12 protein-coding genes are annotated in these 14,764 nt (G+C 41.1%); 9 read left to right on the top strand and 3 right to left on the bottom strand.

Features of this window, described 5'->3' with window-relative positions; translation table 11 throughout:
• Positions 1-168 precede the first annotated feature (168 nt).
• The 7 genes from betI (at position 169) to F984_RS13790 (ending at position 9,156) form a co-directional block, all read left to right on the top strand.
• Positions 169-792 carry a transcriptional regulator BetI gene (gene betI / locus F984_RS13760; protein WP_000166965.1) on the top strand — a complete coding sequence of 208 codons (624 nt, stop codon included), beginning with the start codon at positions 169-171 and terminating at the stop codon, positions 790-792.
• Positions 785-2,257 carry a betaine-aldehyde dehydrogenase gene (gene betB / locus F984_RS13765; protein ID WP_002054363.1) on the top strand — a complete coding sequence of 491 codons (1,473 nt, stop codon included), beginning with the start codon at positions 785-787 and terminating at the stop codon, positions 2,255-2,257. Before betI ends, betB begins: the two co-directional genes overlap by 8 nt.
• A gap of 95 nt (positions 2,258-2,352) precedes the next feature.
• Complete coding sequence (gene betA / locus F984_RS13770) at positions 2,353-4,011, top strand: choline dehydrogenase (protein WP_004710172.1); 1,659 nt, start codon at positions 2,353-2,355, stop codon at positions 4,009-4,011.
• Positions 4,012-4,521: 510 nt separating this feature from the next.
• Entirely contained in the window at positions 4,522-6,162 is a 1,641-nt protein-coding gene (gene mqo, locus F984_RS13775; RefSeq protein WP_002054430.1) for a malate dehydrogenase (quinone), read from the top strand.
• Between the two features lie 91 nt (positions 6,163-6,253).
• Positions 6,254-6,724, top strand: coding sequence for a hypothetical protein (locus F984_RS13780; protein ID WP_004710174.1), 471 nt, complete (start codon positions 6,254-6,256; stop codon positions 6,722-6,724).
• A 213-nt stretch (positions 6,725-6,937) separates the two neighbouring features.
• Positions 6,938-7,816 carry a homocysteine S-methyltransferase family protein gene (locus F984_RS13785; protein WP_004710177.1) on the top strand — a complete coding sequence of 293 codons (879 nt, stop codon included), beginning with the start codon at positions 6,938-6,940 and terminating at the stop codon, positions 7,814-7,816.
• A gap of 5 nt (positions 7,817-7,821) precedes the next feature.
• Complete coding sequence (locus tag F984_RS13790) at positions 7,822-9,156, top strand: basic amino acid/polyamine antiporter (RefSeq protein ID WP_004710179.1); 1,335 nt, start codon at positions 7,822-7,824, stop codon at positions 9,154-9,156.
• Positions 9,157-9,207: 51 nt separating this feature from the next.
• Here F984_RS13790 and F984_RS13795 read toward each other — a convergent pair whose 3' ends face one another.
• Positions 9,208-11,121 carry a lipase family alpha/beta hydrolase gene (locus tag F984_RS13795; RefSeq protein ID WP_004710180.1) on the bottom strand — a complete coding sequence of 638 codons (1,914 nt, stop codon included), beginning with the start codon at positions 11,119-11,121 and terminating at the stop codon, positions 9,208-9,210.
• Positions 11,122-11,269: 148 nt separating this feature from the next.
• A complete protein-coding gene (locus F984_RS13800) occupies positions 11,270-11,977 on the bottom strand; it encodes a YoaK family protein (protein ID WP_004710183.1) in 708 nt (235 codons plus the stop codon).
• A gap of 316 nt (positions 11,978-12,293) precedes the next feature.
• Between F984_RS13800 and F984_RS13805 the strand changes: the two genes are divergently transcribed.
• Complete coding sequence (locus F984_RS13805) at positions 12,294-12,569, top strand: hypothetical protein (RefSeq protein ID WP_004710184.1); 276 nt, start codon at positions 12,294-12,296, stop codon at positions 12,567-12,569.
• A gap of 13 nt (positions 12,570-12,582) precedes the next feature.
• Here F984_RS13805 and F984_RS13810 read toward each other — a convergent pair whose 3' ends face one another.
• Positions 12,583-13,473, bottom strand: coding sequence for a LysR family transcriptional regulator (locus F984_RS13810; RefSeq protein ID WP_004710187.1), 891 nt, complete (start codon positions 13,471-13,473; stop codon positions 12,583-12,585).
• A 185-nt stretch (positions 13,474-13,658) separates the two neighbouring features.
• On the opposite strand from F984_RS13810, the gene F984_RS13815 reads away from it, so the two are divergent.
• Positions 13,659-14,603 (top strand): dihydrodipicolinate synthase family protein, encoded by a 945-nt coding sequence (locus F984_RS13815; RefSeq protein ID WP_000050871.1) that lies wholly within the window; start codon positions 13,659-13,661, stop codon positions 14,601-14,603.
• Positions 14,604-14,764 lie beyond the last annotated feature (161 nt).

Raw genomic sequence — 14,764 nt, forward strand, 5'->3', positions numbered from 1 at the left:
CCTCTTCTTCCCCGAAGTCAGATTCAAAAATTCATTGATTTTTACACATCATACTTGTTATTGATTGAACGTTCAATCAATAACAAGTATGATAAAAAAGTGCTATGATGCTCTGCAAGTTAACATGCTGAATTTAAAGCACCCCTAAAAGTGCTGATGTGGAAAATCATGACAAAACGCAGAGTAAAACCAGAGCATGTGCGCCGTGAAGAGATTATGAACGCTGCACTCGACGTAATTTATGAAGTGGGGTTATCCAATACCACCATTGCACAAATTGCAAAAAAAGCCGAGTTGTCGACCGGTATTGTCAGCCATTATTTTGGCGACAAACAAGGGTTAATAAATACCTGTATGCAAGAAATGCTCAATGTGTTGCGTCGGAAAACCGAACAGTACAGAGCAGAAGCAGATTCGCATCCGGAAAGCCAGATTAAGGCAATTATTGACTCTAACTTTGACATTAGTCAGGTAAATGAAAAAGCAATGCGGGTCTGGTTAGACTTTTGGTCTGCAAGTATGCATGTACCGGACCTGAGCCGTTTGCAAAAGATTAATGATCAACGCCTGTATTCCAACTTGAAGTTTTATTTTCTCAAGTTAATGGATGAACAACAGGCCAGTGTTGCCGCAAGAGGTCTGGCAGCATTGATTGATGGATTATGGCTACGTGGCAGTTTAAGCCGTCACAACGAATTTGACAGCGAACTGGCCCGTTCCATTGCTTACGATTATGTAAAAACGCAATTGCAATTTGCGAACAAGCCTTTGCAGGAGAGACAAAATGAGTGATGTACAAGTTTATCAACTGTATATCCATGGACGCTACGTTGAAGCAACCAGTGGTAAAACATTTAATAGTATTAACCCTGCCAACGGCGAAACAATCGCGACTCTTCAACAGGCATCTGAACAAGATATTGAAGCTGCTGTAAAAAGTGCTCAACAAGGACAAAAAATCTGGGCAGCCATGACCGCTATGGAGCGTTCACGTATTTTACGCCGTGCTGTCGATATTCTCCGTGAACGTAATGATGAGCTTGCCCGTCTTGAAACACTCGACACCGGTAAAGCCTATAGCGAAACATCTACCGTCGATATTGTGACTGGTGCAGATGTACTCGAATACTACGCCGGACTTGCAACAGCTATTCAGGGTGAACAAGTCCCACTTCGCGAATCAAGTTTCTTTTATACACGCCGTGAACCTTTAGGCGTGGTTGCAGGTATTGGTGCGTGGAACTATCCAATCCAAATCGCTTTATGGAAATCTGCCCCTGCTCTTGCTGCCGGCAATGCCATGATTTTCAAGCCAAGCGAAACAACTCCACTTACTGCATTAAAACTTGCAGAAATCTATACAGAAGCTGGCTTACCAGACGGCGTATTCAACGTGGTACAAGGTGCTGGTCGTGAAATTGGTCAATGGCTCACTGAACATCCTGTGATTGAAAAAATCTCATTCACGGGTGGCGTAGAAACTGGCAAAAAAGTGATGGCAAGCGCTGCTGGCTCTACCCTTAAAGAAGTGACTATGGAGCTTGGTGGTAAGTCACCACTCATTATTTGTGAAGATGCTGACCTTAACCGTGCCGCAGACATTGCGGTTATGGCGAACTTCTTTAGCTCAGGTCAAGTATGTACCAACGGTACACGTGTATTTGTTCCAAAATCACGTTTAGCCGACTTTGAAAAAGCGGTTGTAGAGCGTGTAAAACGCATTCGCATTGGTGATCCAATGGCTGAAGACACAAACTTCGGCCCGCTCACTAGCTTCCCTCATATGGAAAAAGTGTTGTCTTTCATTGAGTCGGGCAAACAACAAGGCGCTAAAGTATTAATTGGTGGTGGTCGTGCGACCGAAGGCGAACTTGCCAAAGGCGCTTATGTACTACCAACGGTATTTAGCGACTGCACTGACCAGATGGCGATTGTTCAAGAAGAAATTTTTGGACCGGTTATGAGCATCTTAAGCTATGAAACCGAAGAAGAAGTGATTCAACGTGCCAACGACACGACCTTTGGTTTAGCTGCTGGCGTAGTCACTCAAGATATTAGCCGCGCTCATCGCATTATTCACCAAATTGAAGCTGGTATTTGCTGGATTAACACTTGGGGTGAATCACCTGCCGAAATGCCAGTCGGTGGCTACAAGCAATCTGGTGTAGGCCGCGAAAATGGCTTAACCACGCTTGGGCACTATACCCGTATCAAATCTATTCAAGTTGAACTTGGCGATTATCAAAGCATTTTTTAATGCCTCAATCGCTCTAAACACTTCAACCTAAATCACATATGCCGAGCAGTCTTTATAGATTGCTCAGGCAAACTGTTAGTAAAAAAAGGATAGTTATGAATATTAAAGAATATGATTACATTATTATTGGCGCAGGATCTGCCGGAAATGTACTCGCTGCGCGTCTTACTGAAGACAAAGATACCACCGTTTTACTGCTAGAAGCAGGTGGACCAGATTATCGCTTGGATTTCCGTACACAAATGCCGGCAGCTTTGGCCTACCCTCTTCAAGGTCGTCGCTATAACTGGGCTTATTTAACTGATCCAGAGCCACATATGAATAACCGTCGTATGGAATGTGGTCGTGGTAAAGGCTTAGGTGGCTCATCTTTAATTAATGGTATGTGCTATATCCGCGGTAACGCAATGGATTTAGAACAATGGGCGACCCATAAAGGCCTTGAAAACTGGACTTATGCCGATTGTTTACCTTACTACAAAAAAGCCGAAACTCGTGACATTGGTGGCAATGACTACCATGGTGATAGCGGTCCTGTATCAGTGGCTACACCAAAAAATGGCAACAACGTGCTGTTCCATGCCATGGTTGAAGCAGGTGTACAGGCAGGTTACCCACGTACTGATGACTTAAATGGTTATCAGCAAGAAGGTTTTGGTCCAATGGACCGTACGGTTACGCCTAACGGCCGTCGTTCAAGTACCGCACGTGGTTATTTGGATATGGCGAAAGGTCGCCCAAACCTGACTATTTTAACTCATGCAACGACCAACAAAATCTTGTTTAATCAAAAGCAAGCGATTGGTGTTGAATATATTATTGGTGCCGACCAAAACAACTTGCAACGCGCCTTGGTTAAACGCGAAGTATTACTTTGTGCAGGCGCAATTGCGTCACCGCAAATTTTACAGCGCTCAGGCGTAGGTCAAAGTACCTTCTTAAAATCAATGGACATTGATGTGGTTCATGATTTGCCGGGCGTGGGTGAAAACTTGCAAGATCACTTGGAAATGTACTTACAGTATAAATGTAAGCAACCCATTTCTTTATACCCTGCTTTAAAATGGTATAACCAACCTGCCATTGGTGCCGAGTGGTTATTTAATGGTACAGGTATTGGCGCAAGTAACCAGTTTGAAGCGGGTGGATTTATCCGTAGTTCGGATGAGTTTAAGTGGCCAAACATTCAATACCATTTCTTACCCGTAGCTATTAACTACAACGGTAGTAATGCTGTAAAAGAACATGGCTTCCAAGCACACGTGGGTTCAATGCGTTCGCCTTCACGCGGTCGTATCAAACTTAAATCGAAAGACCCATTTGCGCACCCAAGTATCTTGTTTAACTACATGTCGACTGAACAAGACTGGCGTGAGTTCCGTGATGCAATCCGTATTACGCGTGAAATCATGCAGCAACCTGCGCTTGATCCATATCGTGGTGATGAAATTAGTCCGGGCAAACATTTGCAGACAGATGCAGAGCTTGATGACTTTGTTCGTAACCATGCAGAAACAGCTTACCACCCGTCTTGTAGCTGTAAGATGGGCGAAGACGAAATGGCTGTTGTAGATGGTCAAGGCCGCGTACACGGTATGAATGGTTTGCGTGTGGTTGATGCCTCAATCATGCCGCTCATTATTACCGGTAACTTAAATGCAACCACCATTATGATAGCTGAGAAAATTGCAGACCAAATTCGTGGACGTGAAGCATTACCACGTTCAACTGCACCTTTCTATGTAGCTTCATAAAACCATTTAGGGCATATTTCTTATATAGGAATATGCCCTAAATTTAATACGTAACGCAGAAGCATTAATAAGAACTATGTATGACAAAAAATAATCGACTATAAGGTGAACATTTACATAAATCGGGTATGAAATAAAAATTAATTTATTTTTATAGGCATATTACTATTAAGTGATTTAAGTTTAATCAATATTATTTTATTTATTAAATTTCAATTATTTAAATTAAAATAAAATCTAAAAATAATCTTATAAAAGCCTAATTTGATCAAATATAAATCATATTTATGATTTTAATAGAACCCATTTATTATAAAAATTGTCTTGTCAATGCAAAATTAGTCTAAAATATAGAGTGTTTGCGATAATCCCAAGTAATTTTTCTTTTTTCAAAGTTCTCTGTTTTGGAGAATTTTATTTTCGCATTTATATCCGTTTTGTCTGGATACGCTGTCTAGGTTTCCTCACACCTTAAGTGACTCAAATAACTTATTTTAAGGTTCCCCTTGCATGAAAAAGTTTTTGAAATACCTTCTGGTATTAATCATTCTTATTTTAATTGCAGGTATTGTTTTCTTGTTTAGACCAATTGCGTCAAAACAGGTACAAACTGCAAAAGATGAGCCAGTTGTTGATGCCGTTCTTGTTGGCGGCGGCATCATGAGTGCCACTCTCGGTACTTATTTCACTGAGCTTGAACCGAATTGGCAAATTCGTATGTATGAACGTCTTGACCAAGTTGCTCAAGAAAGTTCAAACGGCTTTAACAATGCCGGAACAGGCCACTCTGGCTTTATGGAAATGAACTATACCGAAGAGAAAAACGGTAAGATGGAAATTGCCAAAGCTGAAAAAGTTGCTTCTCAGTTTGAAGTCGCTAAACAGTTCTGGTCATATCAGGTAAAACAAGGTGTTTTAGCTGAACCGAAAACATTCATTAACCCAGTTCCACACATTGCTTTTGTTTGGGGCGATAACGTTCAGTTCTTAGAAAAACGTTATGCTGCCATGATTCAAAGCCCGCTTTTCAAAGGTATGAAATTTACTGAAGACCCAGCTGTAATTAAACAATGGGCACCTTTAGTGATGAACGATCGTGATCCAACTCAAAAAGTTGCAGCGACGCGTATGGAAGTTGGTTCAGACGTAAACTACGGTTCAATCACGAATCAGTTAGTGAAACACTTAAGCCAAAACCCGAACTTCAAATTACAGACTTCAACTGAAGTGACTGGCATCAGCCAAAATGATGACAAAACTTGGACGGTGTCTTTCAAAGATTTGAAAACTGGTAAAACAGACCACGTTAAAACACGTTTTGTGTTTATCGGTGCAGGCGGTGCAGCAGTTAAATTATTGCAACTTACTGGTTTACCAGAAGCAAAACAATATGCTGGCTTCCCTGTAGGTGGTGAGTTCTTAATTACTGACAACCCTGCAATTACTTCTCAGCACACTGCGAAAGTATATGGCCGTGCTGAACTTGGTGCGCCTCCAATGTCTGTACCACATATTGATACACGTTATATCGATGGTAAAAAATATGTATTGTTTGGTCCATTTGCAACGTATTCAAATAAGTTCCTGAAAAATGGTTCTCAGCTTGACTTGCTTGCATCAACAAACAAAAACAACGTCTTACCAATGACGACTGTTGGTTTAGAAAACCTTGATCTTGTTAAGTACTTGGTAAGCCAAGTGATGATGTCGGACAAGGACCGCCTAAATGAACTTCGTAAGTACTACCCAGATGCGAAAGCTGAAGACTGGCGCTTAAGCCAAGGTGGTCAACGTGTTCAGATCATCAAGAAAGAACCAGGTAAACCTGCAACACTTCAATTCGGTACAGAAATCTTTGCCTCTAAAGATGGTGCTGTAACTGCATTGTTAGGTGCATCTCCGGGTGCTTCGACTTCTCCATACATCATGCTTAACTTACTTGAAAAAGCTTTCCCAGAGCAAACTGAAGGTAAGTGGAACCAGAAGCTTCATGAAATTGTGGTTTCTTATAAGCAAGACTTGAGCAAAGATCCTGTGTTACTCGACAAAGTTCGTCAGTACACAAGCTCTACGCTTGGCTTGAACTATACATCTCCGTTCAAAGCTGCAAACGATGAAACTGCTGCTGCCCCTGTTGCAAAAGCAAACTAAGTTTGATGATGTATAAGTAAAATATCAAAAGGATGAATTTCGATTCGTCCTTTTGTTTTTTTAGACCTCAGTTGAGATATTTAGACTTGCCATGACGCTTTTAAAATCATCACCTCGCCTCTTAACGTTTTGTTTTAAGCTCGTACTTGTTTGGCTACTGGCTTATCTTTTGTTAAGCGGGTTTTATATGTGGATGATTGGCGGTACAGCAATTTATGTCAGCTCAGCCGTGTTACTTGCCATAACAGCTTATGCATTTAAGCTCGGTAAATATCAAAAACTATGTGCTGTTCTAAATGTGTTCGTGAGCGCAGTCGCGTTATATTTCAGCACCGCTCATCTATTTTTCTCCCCTATTCAGTTCTTTATATTTTTACCTGCCTTATTTTTTGTTGTGTTGGCTTTTACTCGCCTAAGTAAAGCTCGCAGTTTATCTAAAGTACTTATATTCATTAGTTTATTGGTGTGGTCAGGCGTACATTTTACGCAGCTCGAACAACTTCAAGCCTATTATAAAACACAGCATACTGGTGAAAGTTGGCAGCAATACGGCGCGTTATAAGATTATTTGGTTCTATATTTCTAAATGAAAATATTTCCATTTTCACATGAAGTTCATCAGTAAAACTGAACAGCATTTACAGAATTCCTTTTAAGAAAAAATATTCATAACAATCTAATTTATTTAGAAATATAACGAGCATATTAGCGATTGAATAGCATTCATCTACACGCTAGATTAGCTGAATTATTTTTCTCCCTTTACGTTATATTTATGAAAATTTTAGATGGCGGTTTAGGCCGTGAATTGGCCCGCCGTGGCGCTCCGTTTCGTCAACCAGAATGGTCTGCTCTTGCACTCATTGAAGCACCTGAAACAGTAAAAGAAGTCCATCTCGACTTTATCAACGCTGGTGCAGAAGTCATTACCACCAATAACTATGCAGTTGTGCCATTTCATATTGGGCAAGAACGCTTTGAAACTGACGGCGTACGTTTAATTAAAGTTGCCATCGAACAAGCAAAAAACGCAGTTAAAGAAAGCGGCAAAAATGTCAAAATTGCAGGCTGCTTACCACCGTTATTTGGTTCTTATCGCGCTGACTTGTTCCAACCTGAACAGGCTAAAAACCTTGCTGAGCCAATCATTAACACATTGGCACCAGAAGTTGATTTTTGGCTCGCTGAAACTCAATCTTGCTTAAAAGAAGTTGAAACAGTACACGCGTTATTGCCACAAGATGGTAAAGACTATTGGGTGTCATTTACGCTGCAAGATGAAATTAAACAAGAACAAGCACTCCTTCGTTCAGGCGAAAATATGCAGCAAGTGGCTGACTTTATAAAGCAGTCAAATGCTAAAGCGGTGTTATTTAACTGCTGCCAACCTGAAGTGATCTTGCAAGCGATTAATGAAATTAAAGAACTCATACCTGAGTCTGTGCAAATTGGTGCTTATGCCAACGCTTTCCCACCGCAAGATGAAAGCGCTACTGCTAACGATGGTCTGGATGAAATTCGTAAAGACCTAGATGCGCCTGCTTATTTAGGTTTTGCCAAGCAATGGCAGCAAGCAGGTGCAAGTTTAGTGGGCGGTTGCTGCGGTATTGGACCAGAACACATTGCTGAACTTTCTCAATTTTTTAAAGAATAAATACCATGTCTGCTGCCAAAATTGGATTGTTGTCTCTTACAGCGCTGGTATTTAGCTCTATGGTGGGGTCAGGCGTATTTAGCCTTCCCCAAAATATGGCTCAAGTCGCCAACGGCTCTGCCCTTCTTATTGCATGGCTCATTACCGGAGTCGGCATTATTTTCTTGGCTCTCTCATTGTTGCACTTAACCCGTCAACGACCAGACCTAGATGGTGGTATTTATAACTATGCACGCGAAGGCTTTGGAGACCTCATCGGTTTTTGCTCGGCGTGGGGCTATTGGTTATGTACCACCATTGGTATTGTCGGTTATGTGGTGATTGCCTTTTCAGGCGTTGGCATGTTTACCGACAGCAAAGACCACATTATTTTTGGTGAAGGTAATACACTCTACTCTCTGATTGGCTCAAGCATTTTTGTATGGCTGGTGCACTGGTTAGTAAGCCGAGGTATTAAAGAAGCTGCGATTGTGAATTTACTGGCAACCATTGCCAAAATTATTCCAATGGTGGTGTTCATCTTCTTTACCTTCATTGCCTTTAAGTTTGATTTATTCAAACTCAACTTAAATGACTTCTCTTTAAAAGTTCCGCTTTGGCAGCAAGTCAAAGACCTAATGCTGATTACCCTTTGGGTATTTACCGGTATTGAAGGTGCGGTGGTTTTATCATCACGTGCCAAAAACCGTCATGACATTGGCAAAGCAACCATTTTAGGTGTGTTACTGGCATTAAGTTTTTACGTGATGGTCACAGTATTGGCTTATGGTGTGGTGAGCCGTGAAGCCCTTGCTGGCATGCATAACCCATCTATGGCGACCATTTTGCAGCAACTCATCGGTCTACCAGGTACCATCATTATTACTATCGGCTTGATTATTTCAGTTTCTTCGTCTTATTTAAGCTGGACGTTATTTGCGACCGAAATTCCATATCTAGCTGCAAAAAATGGTGCATTCCCTAAATTATTTTTAAAAAATAATCAGAACAATGTACCGATTTCATCACTATGGCTGACCACTATTGTGGTGCAAGGCTCCCTCATTGCCGTGTATTTTTTCAATAAAAACTACACCCAGCTTTTATTGATTTCATCTGTGATGATTTTGCTGCCTTATTTTCTGGTATCGGCGTTTTATCTTAAAGAATCCATTCGCCATAAACGCACGCCGCATATTGCCATTGCAAGTGTCGCTTCAATCTATGCACTTTGGTTGCTCTATGCAGCAGGTTTAGACTTACTTCTGTTGTCTGGTGTGCTGTATTTGGTCGGCTTGGTTATTTTTTCAATCAGCTACTTTGACCATAAAAAATCGCTCAAACAAAACCAGCTTAATTAATCACTTCAACCACTGTTGAGCTATTTCAGCAGTGGTTTCTAAAAAAAAATTCTATTTTGAAGGCTGCGACTGCTTTAAATGCAATCTTAAAATACGACGTAATTCTAAAATTGCCTCAGGGCTAGTTTGAATCGAATGCCCACCTTTAATAATCAGCTCCGACTGCTCCCCACCTAAATGTGAACTTTGATAAGGCACAATTCCATCACTCATTTTTGACTTATCTGTGGTGCCATTTATGTTGCCCATAATCGAGTGATAGACCACGTTGGACGATGGCTGAATGGCTTGGGTCAACTGCATAAAGTTAGAAGAACGACTTAAATTACTTGCTCCGTTTTCAATTAAGCCTTTTCTGAGTTTTGTATTTTTCTCATCTCTCATTTCAACCGCAATAAAAAAGTCGGCAGGTAAACGAATAATACGGCGAGCAATTTGGGTAAACCATCGGTCAGCGTAGTCAGTACCATGATGCGGCGCCGAAACAAAAACAACCCGCTTAAAATAAGGCAAGGCTTTGAACTGAAAACGCTCTCGAATAACCGGATTTTCTTTTAAACGCTTTAGCTGTGCTTCATTCATTTTTTGCATGGCTTGCTCTGAAACATCAGCATCGCTTACCAATAGGCGGCTAATCACTCCGCCCATACTATGCCCAACCAACACTGCATCGTGCGCAGCGTAACTGTCTTTAGCAACGTTTTGAAAAGCTTGATTCAGCAAAGAGTAAATCTGAAAACGACTTTCAAAAATTGGCATATTGGTTGAATAAAACACCTGCCAAACTTGGTAGTTTTGTCTTAATTCGGCATCGCCCATAATGTCATTGGTTAGGCTCACCCACGCCTCTGGGCTGCTTGCCAGACCATGTATAAACACAATAATTTTCTTATTGGGGTTAAAGGGTTCCAGCATATATAAATGCGGCATGATTAAATTGGCTTCTTTATTAATTAAAGACCAATAGCCTGCTGCACCTAGATTATATTTTGATAGCCAAAGCCCATAAGGTGCCGAATAGTTGGCAGTGAGCGGATAGTCCACGCCTTCAACTTTTACGCGGTCCTGTCGGTATGGGTCAAACATGGCAATTTCCAAATCTGCCCCAGCAATGACCTGATCGGCTGTGGCCTTTTGTTTTGGGTAAGCAATAGCCGTGACTGGAAAGAAGCGTGGTAAATGTATATTCGGATTACTCTGGTGAGCATAAAAAGCGTCGGGGTCTAAAATAAAACCATGATTTACATCATGCTCCTTACGCCCCACAATAAATTCAGCACCTAAACCATCCTTACGGTTGACGGTATTAAACCCTGAAAAGTTCATGTTATAGCTAGAGCGAAAGGTATCGACTTCAATATTTTGTACATCTACGGCATGATCAAAGTTGACTTGGTACTCATGCCCATCTGCTTTTAGTAAAGGTGGAAAATGAAGCGTATTTAAATGATTAAAATACGTGGTCATGAGTTTTGATAAAGCCACGTTATAAAAAATACGCACTTGATTTTGTCGATGGTCAAATACCCGATCAAAAGGTGACTCTTCAGAATCAAACAAATAGACATAGCTATAGCGCAAGCTTTTATCAAACAATGCCAGCTCTTGCTCGACACAACTGTTACTTTTAAGAGTGACATTACACTGGCTACTACGCCCAACATCTAAAGCTTTTGCCAAATAAATTTCACTGAGCGCAGCATAGCGTTCTTCTCGGCTGCTATTTTCAGACAACCCCTGAATTTTATTTAAACAGACATTAAAATTTTGCAGGCAAGACGTCTCATTTTCTTTGACCAAATACAGCAGGTTTTGGGTTTGATGACTTAAAGTATTGTCAGTCAAAATACTTTCATTTTTACTTTTTAAAGCACTGCTTAAATTACTTTCTTTTAAATGAATGACCTGACAACCGCTCAGCAGTCCCATTATAGTAAGCACTAAATAATGGCCGGATTTTGTCATTGTGCATTCCTTTCGCGAATGTATTTCCCCACTCATCATTATGCCCGTAAAGCAGTGCCCGAACAATTTCAGCTCAGCTCCAATGGTGCTTTATTGAAATAATAAAAGCCTGAATTTATTTAAATTCAGGCTCTTTCAATCGCACTGTTTAAGCTTGTTTAAACTTCTGCTGTGAAGCCAAATAAGAAAAATAAAGGATAGGTAAAATAAACGGCGCTACACTCCAAAAGTCAAAATAGACATACAGTACCGCCCCCATCAAAGCGCCTATAACAAAGCCAATGACAATACTGGCACTTTTAAACAGACTTGTCCGATTGGCCTCATTATTATTTTTAAGCAAGTTGGCAATATCAATCCCAAGCTGGGTGGTGTTGCCTGTCATCATGGTACTTGGGCTAATATTTTTAATGAGTGTTTTACTTGAAGTATTACGAATAGCTAAGGCAATTAAACCGAGACCACCTGTGATTGCAACCGTAATCGCATCGGCATTTTTAAATGGCTCGAAATAAAGCCCAGCAACCATAAAGGCAAAGAGAAAAATAGCCTCAAATAAAAATAAATAAGACAGCGTTTTGTGTTTAGCCTGACTACGGTCAATTAACAGTTTGGTAATCACCACCGTCACAATAAACAATGGAATAGCCGCAAGTTTAATCCAGACACCTGTACCGCCCTTCACTAAAGCCGCTCCTGCCAGTACCAAGTTACCCGTTACGTGCGCGGTAAAAAAACCAAATAACGCAATAAAGCCAATGGTATCAATTGCCCCACCGACCATAGTCAGTAAAACAGGATCTCGACATAGCGCCCATGTACTTTGTGTTTCTTGTTGAATTGAAGTCTCTGGCATAAGCAGCATCCTGTTATTTTAAAGTCATTAAATTCAGTACAAAGATGTTTTAAATATTTAAAAACAAATCAAAGCTAAAGTATTTATCAAAACAAAAAAGCATGTAAAAACATAGACTGTTTAATGTCGCAACACTGTCTTCAAAATAGCAACAATGCAATTTGTCTCTTTTTAGGCCACAAAATGTTTTTCATTTTCAAATCAATTTGACCTCTAAAATCGTTCTCACTATGATGGGGCCGCGAGTTTCGCCAATATTTTGCACAAGTAGCTGTTGTGGTGGTGAATAAAGAAAACAACAACGACGAGAAGGAATATGTCTTTTTATAATTTTTTAGTTTTTTTAGGTGGATTATTATTTGTATCGTTTGCCTCTGCTGGCTATAAAAATTATGCGCACCGTGACTTTTACTCAAAGTGTGTCGCAGCCGGACATAGCCGTGCAGCTTGTTCATGTATTTATCATCGTTTAGAACGTCAATACTCCCCAAAACTCATGCAGAAGCTTGGAAGTTTAAGTCTACAAAGCCCAGAAGTACCACGTGATTTTGTAAAAACCATGCTGCGTACCATGCAGCAGTGCCAGTCATAAAGTTATAAGTTCTTCAAAGCAAATCAGCCAAATTTCTAATTTCTTCCATCACTGCCTTACACGCAGGCGTTAAATAGCCATGTTTAGAAATAGACAAAGAAATATAGCGCTTGAGCGCGGGATTAATAATTTTTGCTGCTTGAATTGGAGTGTATTGGCTGGCTTTTTTTAAAGCTTGAGGCCCCAGCATGGTATACATGCGAGACTCGGAAACCAAATGAGTTTGTAAACTAATCGAGTCGGCTTCAAAAACAATATTCAGCTCTACCCCATTTTCATAAGCCATGTGGTCTAAAAAATTGCGCCAGTTACTTGGCCTGCAAAACGTGACCAGCGGTAACTCACTTACTGCTTTAAATTCGACTTCATTTGCCTGAGTGAGTGCATCTCCTTCACAGCCGACCAAATAGGTATCGGCTTGGGTAAGGTAAACATCGCCCTGTTTAGGCGTTGGGTTAAAGCTATAGAGTATGGCTAAATCGACGCTGCCATCTTCTAGCCATTTTTCTAAATGCACGCCTTGCCCTTCACGTACTGAAAGTTTAATTAGGGGATATTTCTCTTGAAGCACTTTATACAAAGTCGATAACAACGGATGTGCTGTAGACGGTAAGCTGGCTATGCGCACCGTACCAATTGGGGTGTCGGTCGAGTGCAAAATTTCATTATTCAGTTGGTCGGTCACGTTCAGCCAGGAACGAATTTTAGGAAGTAAATGCTGACCTAAGTCGGTGAGTTCGACGCCGCGTCCAGTTCGGTTAAACAAACGTCCACCACATTGCGCTTCAAGCTCGTTCATTTGCCGACTGATTTGCGGTTGGTTGGTATTATGCAGCATCGCGACTTTACTTAAGCTACCGAGTTCCACCGCGTCTAAAAATATTTTCCATAATTCATAATTCATCGATTCTTCCTAAATCGTAAATAGGCATTTTTGAGCCATACATTTTCAGTATAACTGAAATTCAAGAATTGGTAATTCCTACATAGCTCACCTATTTCTATACTCCAATCATGTTCTCTACAACACGATTTAAGTCAGATTAAGAACCAGAGAATATTTAATTACACTGTATAGGAAGTACGATTATGAGTTTAGATTTACGTGGATTAACCCCAGCACCTGTGACTCCTTTTACCCGTGACGGACAAGTAGACCATGATGCAATTCAACGTTTAGGTTCATGGTTAGGCAGTATTGATGGTGTGAAAGGCTTGGTTGTTCTTGGGCATGCAGGTGAAGGAACATTCTTGTCGCAAAAAGAACAGATGCAGGTCATCGAAAGCTTTGTTAAATCTGTAGATGACAAAATTCCGGTAATCGCAGGGATTACACTCGAAGGTACTTCGGTTGCAGCAGAAGAAGCAAAACGTGCAGTCAGCGCGGGTGCTTCGGCAGGTTTAATTTACCCTTCACATGGCTGGTTGCGTTTTGGCTATCAAAAAGGCGCACCACAAGATCGCTATAAAGCAATTTACGAAGAAAGTGGTTTGCCATCTATTCTATTCCAATATCCAGATGCAACGAAGGCCACTTACGACCTAGACACTCTACTCGATATTTCTGCACAGCCAGGCGTGTTTGCCATGAAAAATGGTGTGCGTAATATGCGCCGCTGGGATGTCGAAATTCCGATTATTCGCCGTGAACGTCCAGACTTACAGGTGTTGACGTGCCACGATGAATATTTGCTTCACACCATGTTTGATGTAGACGGCGCTTTAGTGGGCTATGGCAATATTGCCCCTGAACTTTTAATTGAAATGATTAAAGCAGGTAAAGCCAAAGATTACGCTAAAGCACGAGCGATTCACGACCAATTATTACCAGTGACTCGCAATGTTTATCACCGCGGTTCACACATGGAAGGCACGGTCGCGCTTAAACATGCATTGGTTGCTCGCGGAATTTTGGACCATGCCACTGTGCGTTCGCCTCTGCTTCCACTCGCTGATGGTGCTGAGCAAGAAATTCATGATGCAATGCGTCAAGCCGGAATTGGCAAGGTCGATTTAACCCAAGCCGTTGCTTAAATTCCATTCGGGCTAGCATATACGCTAGCCTTTTTTTCCTGTACGCTGCCTGAGGCCAAACATCGGGCATGTCTCTTAAAAACAATAATAAAAAGCATGCAAACTGTGGTGAACAGGTAGTGCGAAATAGAACAACAAAACTACGAGGAATGTAGTGATAA

This window comes from Acinetobacter nosocomialis NIPH 2119, from assembly GCF_000368085.1.
Lineage (GTDB): Bacteria > Pseudomonadota > Gammaproteobacteria > Pseudomonadales > Moraxellaceae > Acinetobacter > Acinetobacter nosocomialis.

What these genes read in the sequence shown, in the direction of transcription:
- F984_RS13810 (WP_004710187.1), bottom strand. Translation starts at nt 13,473, where the DNA reads ATGAATTATGAATTATGGAAAATATTTTTAGACGCGGTGGAACTCGGT.
- mqo (WP_002054430.1), top strand. Translation starts at nt 4,522, where the DNA reads ATGAAAAAGTTTTTGAAATACCTTCTGGTATTAATCATTCTTATTTTA.
- betI (WP_000166965.1), top strand. Translation starts at nt 169, where the DNA reads ATGACAAAACGCAGAGTAAAACCAGAGCATGTGCGCCGTGAAGAGATT.
- F984_RS13805 (WP_004710184.1), top strand. Translation starts at nt 12,294, where the DNA reads ATGTCTTTTTATAATTTTTTAGTTTTTTTAGGTGGATTATTATTTGTA.
- betA (WP_004710172.1), top strand. Translation starts at nt 2,353, where the DNA reads ATGAATATTAAAGAATATGATTACATTATTATTGGCGCAGGATCTGCC.
- F984_RS13785 (WP_004710177.1), top strand. Translation starts at nt 6,938, where the DNA reads ATGAAAATTTTAGATGGCGGTTTAGGCCGTGAATTGGCCCGCCGTGGC.
- F984_RS13790 (WP_004710179.1), top strand. Translation starts at nt 7,822, where the DNA reads ATGTCTGCTGCCAAAATTGGATTGTTGTCTCTTACAGCGCTGGTATTT.
- F984_RS13815 (WP_000050871.1), top strand. Translation starts at nt 13,659, where the DNA reads ATGAGTTTAGATTTACGTGGATTAACCCCAGCACCTGTGACTCCTTTT.
- betB (WP_002054363.1), top strand. Translation starts at nt 785, where the DNA reads ATGAGTGATGTACAAGTTTATCAACTGTATATCCATGGACGCTACGTT.
- F984_RS13795 (WP_004710180.1), bottom strand. Translation starts at nt 11,121, where the DNA reads ATGACAAAATCCGGCCATTATTTAGTGCTTACTATAATGGGACTGCTG.
- F984_RS13780 (WP_004710174.1), top strand. Translation starts at nt 6,254, where the DNA reads ATGACGCTTTTAAAATCATCACCTCGCCTCTTAACGTTTTGTTTTAAG.
- F984_RS13800 (WP_004710183.1), bottom strand. Translation starts at nt 11,977, where the DNA reads ATGCCAGAGACTTCAATTCAACAAGAAACACAAAGTACATGGGCGCTA.